Below are 13,201 nucleotides of genomic sequence, written 5' to 3'. Positions count from 1 at the left end.
GATGGAAAGAGAAAGTCAATATGAGAATGAACAAATGGCGATCTTCTCGGTTCTGTCTCTTTTTTTGTGTAAACCCCTTTTTTGTAATGGGTTTAAGAATCAGCTTATATACTTAGCTAATCTTTCATACTTTATCACAAGTTGAGTAAGTATCCTGGACCAATCAAGAGTTCTTACTGTCCATTTCTTTGTTATATTTATTATTGCTAGATAAGCCATCTTTAAGAGAGAAGTATCTGTTGGAAAGACTCCTTTGTTCTTCGTCACCTTTCTGAGTTGTCTATTAACTGATTCAATGGGATTAGTTGTATAAACCAGTCTTCTCAGTTCCTCTGGATATTGAAAGAAGGTTGATAGAGTTTCCCAGTTATCCTTCCAGCTTTTTATTGACAAGAGGTATTTGTTCCCCCATTTCTCTTCGAGTGCAAGTAATGCATTCCATCCCGCCTCTCTTGTAGGCGCCTGATAAACTGTCTTTAGATCGCGTGCAAGAGGTTTACGATCCCTCCAGGTAACATATCTCATGGTGTTCCTTATCTGGTGAACTATGCACTTCTGAACCTCAGAGAATGGATATACAGCCTCTATGGCTTCTTCCATTCCGCTTAATGCATCCACTGAAAAGATTGCCACGTCTTCAACCCCACGATTCTTCAATTCGTTTAGAATGCTTAACCAGTAGCTTGCTCCTTCTGTTTCACTTATCCACATGCCTAGAATGTCTTTGTAGCCATTCAGGGATACTCCTAAAGCTATATAGAGTGCTTTCTTCCTTACCTGGTTGCTTTCAACAACCCTGAAGAATACCGCATCCATGTAGACTATTGCGTACGCAGATTCTAATGGCCTGTTTCTCCATTCGGAGACCAGCGGCAGTATCTTGTCCGTTATCCTGCTTACGCTTTCTGAAGATAATTTAGAACCGTAGATGTTCTCTATATGACTCTGAATATCTCTTACTGTCATTCCCCTGGCATACATGGAGATTACCTGATCCTCTATCCCAGAAATGTCCCTCTGGTGTTTCTTCACAACAACGGGTTCAAATTCACCTTTTCTGTCTCTTGGTATCTCAAGTTCTATTTCTCCGTAATCGCTTCTAACTGTCTTCTTGCTATGTCCATTCCTGGAATTCTCAGTCTCTTTGTTCTTGTAGTCATGCTTAGAATATCCGAGCTCTTCTTCCAGTTCTCCTTCAAGCATTTCTTTGATAATGTCACCAAACAAATCTTTCATTGCCTCTTGAACATCTCCGACATCTTCAAATCCATTGCTCTCGATTAACGACTTGATCTTTTCTCTGTCAAATTTCATCTTCTTTTCCCTCCATTCTTCTCTTCCATTCTAGAGGGTTTACACAATCTTATTTACATACTCATCTTCTCACTCAAAAGCAGCCAATTACGCCATCCCCAACAGGTTCTTTGAAGAGATGAACCTAGTCGATATGACAAAATACCATCATCCCCTGTCGAAATTTCCGATACTTGATCCATGAGCCGTGTACGCGACCCGTACGCACGGTTCTGTGAGAGGACGAGGGGCTCCGCCCCTCTCCTACTCGATGTTCTTTGCTCACTAACGTTGCAAATTCACGGATTCATCATCGTAGATGCGTTCGAAGAACAGATCCCGTTTCAAGTACGGGATGACCAAGTGAGAGACATGTGAGAAGACGAGGCGGGTACGACAGCGTTTGCTAATTATGAAAGCGTGATAATTCGTCTGAAATCGTTTCAACATCTCTGGTTTTTAACCTTGACCAAGAACGAAGAACAGATCCTAGCTCTGGAACGATGAACAGATCTTTCTCTCTCTTTAACGGCGAACAGAGAACCGCTCAGCGGTCAACTGGTTTGTCTTGATCTTTCGAGCCCGCACCCGCTACCAGGAACGTAAATATAAAAGCCGACTAAAGAATTTGGAGTGCATGTAAATTGGAGAAGAAGATGGGCAAATAAGGAAACACGAGGGAACTGATTAGAAATAAGGAGGTCTTTCGGGCGTTCTCAACTCTGTTCTAGGAGGTTTTCCAGTGATATCTTATCCTCAGAAACCGTCTAATCGATTCGATTGTCAGCTCCCTCGCAATGAAATTGGGAATAAATAATGATAACCCAGATAGAACGGAAAATGCAAGGAAAAATCGAAGCTGTTACATGAAGAAACTAAACTGACACAAAATTTGCCTATCCGATAATTGCAGGTATTTAACTATGATCGCGATCAGCGAGGCAAAACACAAGTGTGTTCGCAGTTTACAGCAAGGTCGATCAGATCCCGTGATGTTCTTTGAAAAACACGGAGACCCTGTTTTCTCTATCAGCCCATGAAATGTTTCTACGTCTGATTTTTGAGTCCCATCGAGCTGGATCGATACTATATCTTGAATTTGTAGGGTGTACAATTAAGAAAAACTCGATGGCCAGAAAACAGACGAAAGTGAAATCAATTGCATTTGCTCAAAAGAGCTTGAAGTAGGAAAAGAATCCGGGATGCTTACTGAAAAGCGGACGCGTGTTTTATCAACTTCGAAAAGTCAGAGTGTTCGCAATGAGAACAGGTGACATGCAGTTGCCTCATGACTACTGGAGCATTGTTGCTAGAAAAGGTTAGGACTCTTTGTTGCTTGATCCGAGAATGCGAGCGGCTTGACTCAGGTACTCTTTTCTAGAGCTATTGTTCATAGTAGTGTGATAAAATCGTTTCAGGTCTAGGGACTAGTAGACTAATGAGCCTTATTGTAATTTGACAAACAAAAGAACAGAGATGAAGACTGCTTTCTAATGGTGCCTCTATTAGCTTTCGTAGCCGTGATCCGGTAGAAACTCAGTATTTGAAAGGGAGGAATCTCGCAAGTGAGCCTCTTTAGGATGATCAGATTGAAGAAAGGAATGTATAAGGGTCTCACTATGGTTGAGATGATGGTTACCTTGCTTCTCATGGTAGTTATTATGGGTATTCTATACATTGTTCTATCTTCTACTTTTAAAATCAGCGGTCAGGTTCAGACACAGCTGGCGATTGATGAAGAGATAATGAAGCTGAATAGCAATATGAAGAACATAATTTCTAAGAATTGGACGGCCCTGGTCTTTGGCGGTGATGAGGCAACTTCGACAGTAATTACGTTGTTCTCATATTTCCCGATTCTAACCAGCACGACGGTAGCGACCATTTCGTACGTAGAGGACAGAGTGGTTTTTGAGTATTACACAAGCGAAACTGACATTACCACATCTACACTTGCTGAGAACGTGTCTAGTTTTATTTTCAGTAGGTCACCAGAGTCAGTTTCTCAGACCCAGTACATATACTACGATGCTGAATTTACTGTCAATGGTACTTCCAGGACAATGAATGGGGCGGTGAGGTTCTATTAAGAAAGGTTTTACGCTTTCTGAGATAGTGATCGTTATGGCTATCATTGCGTTGCTTATAACGTCAGGGATGGCGTTGATAATTCAATACAGAGGAATGTCAGCCCGCTTGGAGGTTGTAACGAACCTGCATTCAGCAAAACTAATGGTTGAAGGAATTGTAAGAAGCACGAATCGGGTAAGCGAAGCGAACATTATCAGTAGAATTCAGCAACTTTCAGAATATCCTGGGTTTGAAGAAGTCACAGTCGTTTCCGTCGATGCAACTTTAGTTGGTGACACACCTACCAAGAGAATATTCAGAGTTGTACTCAAAGATGAAAGAGTTTCAAGAGAGGAGGAGTTTTATGTTTATAGATATGACCCGTACGCGGAATAAGGGATTCATACTTCCAATAGCGTTGATCTTGATGGCTTTTGCTACGACTGTATTGGTTGCTGCTGGAATTATGATGCAGAGGACATCAAACAGATTGAACAGCTACTCGCTTCTCTCTGACTTGAGGGTGACCACCAGCAATTTGGTTGAGGGCGCCACAATGGTGCTAGCTAGCCAGTGGAGAACGCAAGAATTCGACAGCCAATGGAATGGATACGATGAGTTTGCAGAGTTCGTTTCTTCACGAGGTGGATATGAAGGCGATCTTTGGAGTGAAGCTTTAGCTAGTCTTGACTCAAATAGCTGGTGGATCCTGAATGGAAATGCGGAATTTGATGAAATATTGAACGATAATGCTTTTGCAGAATACGACCCCAAGGGCGCTGCAATCAATAATACAGGTGGGAAGTATTCAATTGTCTCATGGGCTGAGAAGGGTGGCGTCAAGCGATACTCATATGGTTTGGCAACAACTGAATCCTTGTCAGGGAAGGCTGCACTTGTTTTTGGTGATACTGATAGAGTTTTCCATGAAGTAACAACTTACATCCCAAACCAAGGAGGGCAACACGCGACAGAAACCATTCAGGGATTTGGTGATCTCATCAACGGACCTGCTACCGTAGTTGGGACGGTAACCGTTTCGGCTACTGACATCAACCTTGAACAAGTTTTTCAGTTTGGACTTGAGGCCAACAACATCATGCCGGAGTACGACAACTATAACTATACAAAGACAGCTTCTGATGCTGACTTCTTTTTTATCTCACTTCTTGAGGAGCATGAGGCATGGCTTGCTTCATTAACTAGAACTGCGACGTATAATTGTGCTCCTGGAAGCGTTCTCCCGGAGATTGAAGAGGATTTCTTGATACCTATAGTTCCTTATGATCAGAGTGATAAGCAATTCACGATTAACTTTCCCGAAGTCAATAAGATTAGTCCAGATGCTTCTGGGTATTTTACTCTCTCATATAAGAATCAAGAAGGAACTCAACAAGTAACGATCCACGAGGCTGACTATCAGATCAACCTTGTGATTTACGGCGATCTACAGATAGGGGAAAAAACTAGTGACCCGTTGAAACTTTCGTCGGTAAACGGAAAGTATAGCATTACCGTTGTCGGAGGAGATATTCAAGTAAACACACATTTGGTCTACGGAGACTTTCATGAGGAATTGGATGAAGCAACTCAGCAAGGTGGAGTGGTTATGAACAAACCCATAATGACATGGAGCAAGGTGAAAGAGATTCTTGACGACTTTGCTTCCAGAACAGGTGATGATTACCTTTCTTTGACCACAATTGGGGGGGACATGATTGTCACGTATTTAGTGGGGAATGATGGAAAGGCTACACATGGAGTAAGAGCCCTTTCCGGCGATTTTGCAGCCTTCCCTTCCAACGGTTCAGGCGGAGGATTTCTGTTTCCTGATTTAGGCGACGTTGTTGTGAATCAGAGTACCGGGCATAAAGCTGGACAACTATTTACGTTTGGATCAATTACCGCAAGAAATTTCGGCACTGCTGATCAACTGAATGATATCGATAATTTTTTCATCAGTTCACCTCAAAGCGCTTTGGTCGGTGGTACAGATATTAAACGACTTGTGCTACTCGGTCTTCGAGCTTGGTAACAAAATAAGTATAAAAAAAGCTTTTCGGTCTGGGGAAGAAGAGATCATCTTCTTAGCTTCTGTAATTTAGGCCACAGTTAACCCCCAGAGAGCCCTCGCGACGTGCGGGGGCTTTTTCTTTCTATGAGACAGCTATGGAAAGTTACCCAGTCAAGAAGCGTACTGAATTACGGAGAATCATTTTCTGCTAACCTACTTGCTTGTTCTGAAAAAGTAAATATGATCATGCTGTGGGTAAGAAAGCCCCGGAATACTGCCCTTTGCCACAAGAGGCAGTCGATCGGCTTTTGAATCGAGCCCCTGTAGCAGTATAATTGTTAATCAAAGAGGGGGATAGTATGTTCACAAGAGAATACAGGATAGTTGAACTCGCTTCACATGAACTCGATTTGCACCCTGCGGCACAGCTTGTAGATCTGTACAAGGTCTTCTATCAGGGGACTTTTGGTCCGAGTCACATAATGGAGGATCAAGCGGTCGCCCTCAGACTTCTTGCCGAAGAGATCGACTGCGATGAGTTCGATCAGGTTCTATGGCAGGATGTAAGTTATATGGAGAACTTCTTCAGGATCAATCTTGTTATTGTGAAGAACCGACAGATACTTATCGATGATCTCTTCCGGGCACTGGTTGCCAGCAGTAGAATAGGGGCCACCCTATCACATGATGAATGGAAGGAAGAGTGGTATAGGATAGATAACGTACTCAGAGACTCACTTCCTGAGGAGATTTTCACTCCTGAGTCTTCAGTGATTGTTAAGGAAGCAGTTGAAAGCGGAAAACTGGTGCATCACAGCGCTTTGTATAAGAGAAGCTATCATCCTCATTACAGAGTAATAAGCCGTGAATGGTTTGAGAGGCTTATTGGAACTACTTACTGAGTCGCTTTCTAGCATCATATGCTCTCCGTCATCTTCGATTTACTAAGCGTAACGAAGAACGGAATGAGGTTTCTACCATCGGCTGTTTTCATTCAGGTTGTTCGTGCCTAAGTGTGTTGTTCTCCGTTTTTATGAATGAAGTCAGTGGGTACTTGATTTATCTTTGTTCTATGTCTTCATAGGGCACAAATTTCGGCAAAAAGCAAATCGAAACAAGTCAAATAAAAAATTGACAAGACGCTCTGTCGAAGCCGCGTTAATCCGCAAACCGATTTTCCGTAAGCGGGATAGCCGTGAGCGGATTATCCGCAAGCGGAAAACCCGTCTCTACTAAATAATGATATTACTAAAGGATACTTCGTATCGCGCAAGCTCGATCGATTTCTATGGACAAAGGAGAAAGAACTTACAAGGCGAGCGATTCTGCAGCAAACAGTGAAGCCCATAGGGGGAGTCATCTCTACTTTTTGAAAGGTGCCTTTGAAAACTGAAGAACATAAAGCTACTGTTGGTTTTTTGTGAATTAGCGCTTCTATTAAAAGTACTCGAAACGGTCGACAAAACCCAACTTCCCCGAGTCACTGATTCAAGGGAGACCAACACCTGAAAGATCAATCGGCGCAGACTCTTCAGAAATCTTTCTCTGTTTCATTTGTTCTGGCAAAGAATAGCCGTTCCTTTGTAGAGATTCGTTCATTTCGCTTCTAAGTCAAGCTATAATAGCAATGAAGGGAGGTAATAGTATGAATTCTATTGTTGTTTATTTCTCATACGATGAAAGCACTAAAGCACTTGCAGAGGCAATGGCCTCTTCAATAGGTGCTGACCTTCTGAGGCTGGTTCCCACGGGGGAGTTTACTCGGACCTATTATCACCATGTGGAGAATCCCGAACAAATAGAGACCACGCCCGGGTATGACCCAGATAAGGAGCATATCTGGGGAAGCGAGTCGGTGACTATGAATAACAGTCCCGAACTTGAGCCGTATAGCTTCGATCCGAACATGTATGATTTCATAGTCTTGGGGAGTCCGGTGTGGGCTCTTACATACGCGCCTCCGATCAATACATTTCTTCAAGAGAGCAAAATCCAGGGAAAGAAGATCGCTCTCTTCTGTACGCATGAAGGAATGATCGGTGGCGCCCTCGAGAATCTGAAAAAGGCTTTGAAGGGGAATGAAGTGGTTCAGGAGAGTGACTTCGAATCTCCTTCTTCAAGATTAGAGGAGTATATCGAGACTGCGAAGGAATGGGTGAGAGAGGTTAAGGAGAGTCTCTAGTTGCCACCATAGATTTGATTTACCGAAACGCCGAGGGCTAGCTCTCGGCGTTTTCTTTTTGAGACGTTTAGTCTACTGAGCCAATTAATCTTGAGTTTTATTGTCAAATTATATAGAATAGGAGTGAAGAGGTGGTTGAATGTTAAGCAAACAGGAGATCAAGAAGGCAATTGGGTTGAGAGTAACACAGAGAAAGTTTCAGGAAAGGCAGTTGTCTCCTGAACAGAAGAAGGAAGTGAATGATGCTCTGAGAGATATTGTTCCGATTAACTCTGAGAGTGTTTTACACTGGTACTTCTCTCCAGAATTTCCTTCCGGATCGGGAATTGTGCTTGCGAAAATGAGTGACTTTTCCACACCAAGTCTTGTGAAGTATGGATTCGAAGGCGAGCAGATCGTTCTGAACCTTACTTTGAAGGGATTCTCGACTAGCTGGGCACGACTCCCGAATTATCTATCTATGATTGTTGTTGGCTTTGCTGCGGATGGTAGTGGAGACATCGTCGAGAGAGCTTCCCGTTTTCTTTACAGGGAGGCCAACAGGAAGCCCTTCAAAGAGGTTGTATATGGCAAGGAAGAGTACATAGACGAAGGGATGAAAGAGATTATAGATGCGGGAAGAATGGCACCCTCATCGTTCAACAGACAACCCTGGAAGTTTGAAGTATTGGGACGGAACGAGATAGCTGTTCACGGCTGGAAAAAGATTCCTCTGATCTATGAAGAGGTTATAGCGATCGATCTCGGTGTTGTTTTATCGCACATGTACCTTATGGCGAATGCTATCAGCGACAGAGCTAGAGTAGAAGCGATAAGCCAGAGGAGTTATTTGCTAACATTCTGAACGTTGATTTGATGGGCGAGTTGTAGGTAAGTAGTTATGCCAACAGTAATGCTATGTGTGGCCTCCAACATGAAAAACAGAGCGGATCAATGATTGTTTTGATCGCTACGTGTTTTCTTGTTGAGTCAGGTCGATTTTTCGTGCTTTTCGAGAGAATGGTACAAGAACGGCAATAAAAACTACTGGTTTTGATTATTTTTGAAAAAACAGTAATCTCTTTAATGCTATATGTCGAGATATCGAGCAAGGTTGCTCAAACTGATCAAGAAATGTTTTTATTCGTTTTCCTCTTCATCCATCTCTTTTAAGCAGTACGTATAATACCTCTTCTTGTTGGCGCTGTCTATCTTCATCTTGAGGCCGTGCATCTCATTCTCAAATCCAGGGAACTTGTTGTCGAACTCCTCGGAGAGATTGAGGTACTCGATTATTCTCCTTGTTTCACCGATGTATCTCTCGCCGGGCATTATCACTGGTATTCCGGGAGGGTACGGAACGACCATGACGGCCGAGATTCTGTTCTGCAGCTCGCGGATTCTCACCAGTTCAGTATTACCGTTTACTAACTCCGCGTAGGCCTTAGCTGGCAGCATTACTTGCTCGGGATTCTGTGAGTAGACATCTTTCAGAACCTTCGTAATTTTCACTTTTCTTAGGTACTCGTGCATTTGTCTGCACAGTTCCTGTAGAGTCATTTTCCCGTACTTCTTTGGAAACTCCCTGACGATATCCGGAAATACATCGTCCAAAGGGGCGTCTTCATCGAAAAGCTTTTTGAAAGTGAAGAGCTCTGCCAGTAGAGTCCCGGATTTTCCTTTTGTCAGTCCCAAGGAGAAAAGAATGAGGAAGGAATAATGGCCTGATTTCTCAACTACGATTCCCCTGTCTCTAAGGAATGTCGTCACTATTGTTGCAGGTATTCCCCAGTTTCTCATTCCACCCTGTCTCGTGATACCCGGAGTCATCACAGTTACCTTCACGGGATCGAGAAGGGCGTAGTCATTGTCGAGCTTTCCAAATCCGTGCCAGTCTTCGTTTGCCTTGAGATACCAACATTCGGGCCTGTCCTTCAAGATGGACTCATCTATATCCTCGAGATCAAAGGTCTTTCGCTCGCCACTTTCGGTTTCAATAGAGACTTTGTCCGGCTGCCATATTTCCAGCCACCAGCGTCTCTTTCGATCGGTTTCTTTGGACTCTATCTCTTTCTTGAGGTGCTTCATCTTCTTTCTGAAGATAATCGCTTCCTGAATCGTTTCATCTATAAGGAATCTTCCAGCATTCCCGGCCATCATTTTTGCAGCGACGTCGAGCGATGCAATAATCGCGTACTGGGGGGAAGTCGACATATGCATCATATAGGCTTCGTTGAATCTCCCGTGATCAACCCTCTTTCTCCCGTCCTTCACGTGAATCATGGAGCCTTGAGAGAAGGCTGCGAGGAGCTTGTGGGTGGAGTGTGTCGAAAAGACTACCGGGGATCTCTCCCTGTCGATATCGGGAGACATTCCGAACCGGCCAAGATACATGGGGTGGAATTTTGCGTAGGCGTACCAGGCCTCGTCAAAAAGAACGAAATCTACCACTTTCTCAAGTCTGTCGAGGATTGTTCTTGCGTTGTAGCAGAGACCGTCGTACGTGGAATTTGTGATGACTGCCAGTTTTATTCTGTAGTTCTCTTTGTCTTCTACAAGGGGGCTTTCCTTGATTGCCTTTTCTATTTCACTCCACTCGAAATTCTCCTCATGTATCGGTCCGATTATTCCCAGTGAGTTTCTGCTCGGCGTGAGATAGATGGGAATCGCACCGGTCATGATAATTGAATGCATAATCGACTTGTGACAGTTTCTGTCAATGAGAACGATATCTCCGGGTGTAACACAGTAATGGAATACTATCTTGTTTGATGTCGATGTGCCGTTCGTTACGAAGTAAGTCTCGTCGGAACCAAAGATTTTTGCGGCGGATTTCTCGGATTCCCCTATCGCCTCGGTATGTTCAAGGAGCGATCCAAGCTCCGGAACTGATACGGACAAGTCACTTCTGAATATGTTTTCGCCGAAGAACTTATGAAAGATCTTCCCGGTAGAAGACTTCAGAAAGGCCTCTCCACCACTGTGGCCGGGAGTGTGCCAAGAATACTTGAATTCATCTACGTATCTGATTAATTCCTTCAAGAATGGCGGAAGAAGCTCGTCCATGTAGCGTTCAGTTGCTTCTTCAATTCTGCCTGCAATGAAAGAGGGGCTGTCTTCGAGTTTCCAGACATAGCCGTCGATCTGGCTTACAATTTCGAGCGGAATTTCCTTAACTCGAAGTTTTTCGGTCATAAGAAAGATGGGAATAAGCATATTTCTTCCGCGGATTATCTCTATTATCTCTCCGGGGCCTAGAAACTCCGCATCGGGTTTTATAACTAGATCCCAATCAAGCAAGACACAGCTTACATTTGAATGTGACATGAACTCTATTCTGCAATCGTAGCCTGAATAGGATTCAATTACGGAAAAACCTCGTTTCTGAAGCTCTTTGATTATCTCTCTTGTTGCTCTTCCACCAGTATTTTCTGAACGAAGATCGTCATCGACAACCAGGACCGGAAAATCTTTGAAAAGCTCCATTCTATCCCCTCGATTCTGCCTTTTTGTAAGCAACGAACGAACCCTTTGGAACTCCGAGGAAGCCTCCAATTACCTCGCATTTTGCCATAAGCAAGAAGAAGATCTCGCGTTTCACGGAACTCAAACCCTCAAGATTGCCCTGTCCTTTAGAGATTACTACATCGGCGCTAAAATAGACCTCGGAAAATTCTCTCTTCATTGTCTTTTCCTGAGCGCCAGGCGCGTCCGCTCCGGAATCCATTAGTGTCGCAACTTCATCCATACCTATTTCAAGCGCCTCTTTCATAGTAATATCGTTCAGCGCAGGTTTTGTTCTGACAGAAAAGTAGCTATTGGGCACTTTCGCAATATCCAGAAGAAGCTTGTCTAAAACGGCTTCGCCACAGTTATCTCCGACGATCAGCAAAGAGTTCGCCTTTTGGATTCTATCGGCAAGTTCCTGAAGATCGTCTATCGCAAAAGGTCTGGAAAGAGCATCCTTCATCGTGGAGTGGATATCGATCTTGTGACCGGGAGCAACGTCTATGATATTACCTGCCACGGAAAGCTTCAGCGCACCGATCAACGGATCGTCAAGTTTGAGGAGCTCAGTTTTCAAATCATCGTAGATCTCCAGAAGATTGTCATTAGACATCTTCTTTATATCTCTAAAGGCATCGCTGTCACCAAAGAGTGGTTCAAGCGCTTCACCGACCTTTCGGCCGATGTCTATTGGAGTATCTGACCAGTCCATCTCCGCAACTTCTCTCATGAAGGTTCTTACTACTTGCTTCTTCTCTTCTTCTCCGGCATGGTTCTGATCAAGAATCCTGAGAAGGCTGTTTAGATTGCAGGGAATACATCTGAGATCTATTTTCATTCAATCACCTCACAATGAATTATACAGTGTTTTAATAATCGCAAACTGTGTTCATTTGACATGCAAACTACATTTGCAAAAGATCTATCAGGTCAACCGTCAACGGTTCTCCGTCATCCGAAATCAGCAGACTGGCAAGAGCTTAAGTGATGCGGCGAAGAACATCGCCGGAAGTTATGCTGCTTCGCAGTAAGAGTCTCGGGTCAACCGTCAACGGTTCTCCGTCCGATATGAGCATATTTTAGTTGAAAGACCAGAACGCCGAAAATCATCGACGGTCGCAATGCCGCCTGCGGCGGGACGCAAGGCTGGCTTTGCCAGGTCGCAATGCCCGCTTCGCGGGGAAGATCTGCGTAGCCAGTCTGCTTCGCAGGCCAGTTCCGATTACGTCGGGCAAAGAACCAGTTTCCACTGATGACTGCTGAAGACAACGTTGTCCGTCAACGCTCAGCACTCTTCAGAGAAAGGCAAAAATGATGCTGCTTCTCAGGAAGTGATGCGCGGAGGAACATCCGGGGAATTGATGCTCGCTGCCGCACCAGGAGGTTAAAAGAAAAGGAAGCAAGAGGAATTGATTCAGTGTAGGAGAGAATGAATGAAAATGCCAAGTGGATCCTGGATTGCTCAGAACGTACCACATGTCGTCATTCTGACTATGCTCCTGGTCAGAATCTCTGTCCAGAAGCCGGTGCCCGCTTAGGAGCAAGAACCCGCTGAACGCTGATGAAAAACGTAAGCCAGTCAACGGTAAGCCGTCCTCCGCTGAGAGGATCAAAACCAGATCCAGGATCAAGTCCGGGATGACAATATTGGGTGATCAAGAGAACATAACATTCTATCTGAATTTGTTTTGGCATCCAGTTCTTGCATTATGACTTCAGTTCCGCTTTTTGCAGCTGATCTCTTGCTATTTCCAGCGTTAAGCGTCTCCTTGCAAGCGGGAAGCGGCTCTTGTTGGAGAACGGAGAACTTTTCAGCGGCGAACCGGTTTCAACCTGCTCTTACGAACCCCCAACCTCCAACGCCCAACCGCGGTTTCTCGAAACCTAGATCCCGAAACAAGTTTGGGATGACTAGGTGAGAGACGTGCGAGAAGACGTGACGGGTACGACAGCGTTTGCAAATTGTGAAAGCGTGATAATTCGTCGTGCTGAACTCGTTTCAGCATCTCGTGCGCCCGGCATGATACACAACTATAGGGTGAAAGACCCGAATGCGGGGAGTCAAAGAAGCATTAGCCAGAGGCAAGGGTGTCACTGGTAACGGTGAATCTGAAGGAAGCCCGAGGCAAAGTCCGGAACTGAACGAAAGTGAACCA

Annotated in this window: 9 protein-coding genes; 6 read left to right on the top strand and 3 right to left on the bottom strand. The window is 44.3% G+C overall.

Going from position 1 to position 13,201, the window contains the following annotated elements:
- Positions 1–99 precede the first annotated feature (99 nt).
- Positions 100–1,314, bottom strand: a complete 1,215-nt coding sequence (locus V513_RS08020) for an IS256 family transposase (protein ID WP_099772321.1) — start codon at positions 1,312–1,314, stop codon at positions 100–102.
- 1,544 nt (positions 1,315–2,858) lie between these two features.
- Between V513_RS08020 and V513_RS08015 the strand changes: the two genes are divergently transcribed.
- The 6 genes from V513_RS08015 to V513_RS07990 all read left to right on the top strand — a co-directional run bounded on the left by V513_RS08015 (position 2,859) and on the right by V513_RS07990 (position 8,403).
- Positions 2,859–3,383 (top strand): PulJ/GspJ family protein, encoded by a 525-nt coding sequence (locus tag V513_RS08015; protein WP_099772320.1) that lies wholly within the window; start codon positions 2,859–2,861, stop codon positions 3,381–3,383.
- Complete coding sequence (locus V513_RS08010; RefSeq protein WP_099772319.1) at positions 3,379–3,759, top strand: type II secretion system protein; 381 nt, start codon at positions 3,379–3,381, stop codon at positions 3,757–3,759. Before V513_RS08015 ends, V513_RS08010 begins: the two co-directional genes overlap by 5 nt.
- Positions 3,728–5,398, top strand: a complete 1,671-nt coding sequence (locus V513_RS08005) for a hypothetical protein (RefSeq protein ID WP_099772318.1) — start codon at positions 3,728–3,730, stop codon at positions 5,396–5,398. The genes V513_RS08010 and V513_RS08005 overlap by 32 nt, the downstream gene beginning before the upstream one ends.
- Before the next feature lie 338 nt (positions 5,399–5,736).
- Positions 5,737–6,279, top strand: coding sequence for a hypothetical protein (locus V513_RS08000; RefSeq protein ID WP_099772317.1), 543 nt, complete (start codon positions 5,737–5,739; stop codon positions 6,277–6,279).
- 743 nt (positions 6,280–7,022) lie between these two features.
- A complete protein-coding gene (locus tag V513_RS07995) occupies positions 7,023–7,559 on the top strand; it encodes a flavodoxin family protein (protein ID WP_099772316.1) in 537 nt (178 codons plus the stop codon).
- 139 nt (positions 7,560–7,698) lie between these two features.
- The gene (locus V513_RS07990) at positions 7,699–8,403 is read left to right on the top strand and encodes a nitroreductase family protein (RefSeq protein ID WP_099772315.1); all 705 of its coding nucleotides are present in this window, start codon (positions 7,699–7,701) and stop codon (positions 8,401–8,403) included.
- 275 nt (positions 8,404–8,678) lie between these two features.
- On the opposite strand, the gene V513_RS07985 is transcribed toward V513_RS07990, so the two are convergent.
- Positions 8,679–11,024 (bottom strand): Orn/Lys/Arg decarboxylase N-terminal domain-containing protein, encoded by a 2,346-nt coding sequence (locus V513_RS07985; protein WP_099772314.1) that lies wholly within the window; start codon positions 11,022–11,024, stop codon positions 8,679–8,681.
- Between the two features lies 1 nt (position 11,025).
- Positions 11,026–11,883 (bottom strand): damage-control phosphatase ARMT1 family protein, encoded by an 858-nt coding sequence (locus tag V513_RS07980; protein ID WP_099772313.1) that lies wholly within the window; start codon positions 11,881–11,883, stop codon positions 11,026–11,028.
- Positions 11,884–13,201 lie beyond the last annotated feature (1,318 nt).

The organism is Mesotoga sp. H07.pep.5.3 (assembly GCF_002752615.1).
GTDB classification, from domain to species: Bacteria; Thermotogota; Thermotogae; order Petrotogales; family Kosmotogaceae; genus Mesotoga; species Mesotoga prima.
This window is presented reverse-complemented; position numbering and strand designations above follow the sequence as displayed.

Coding starts and splice junctions, on each gene's coding strand:
- V513_RS07995 (WP_099772316.1), top strand. CDS start 7,023: ATGAATTCTATTGTTGTTTATTTCTCATACGATGAAAGCACTAAAGCA.
- V513_RS07985 (WP_099772314.1), bottom strand. CDS start 11,024: ATGGAGCTTTTCAAAGATTTTCCGGTCCTGGTTGTCGATGACGATCTT.
- V513_RS08000 (WP_099772317.1), top strand. CDS start 5,737: ATGTTCACAAGAGAATACAGGATAGTTGAACTCGCTTCACATGAACTC.
- V513_RS08020 (WP_099772321.1), bottom strand. CDS start 1,314: ATGAAATTTGACAGAGAAAAGATCAAGTCGTTAATCGAGAGCAATGGA.
- V513_RS08005 (WP_099772318.1), top strand. CDS start 3,728: ATGTTTATAGATATGACCCGTACGCGGAATAAGGGATTCATACTTCCA.
- V513_RS07980 (WP_099772313.1), bottom strand. CDS start 11,883: ATGAAAATAGATCTCAGATGTATTCCCTGCAATCTAAACAGCCTTCTC.
- V513_RS07990 (WP_099772315.1), top strand. CDS start 7,699: ATGTTAAGCAAACAGGAGATCAAGAAGGCAATTGGGTTGAGAGTAACA.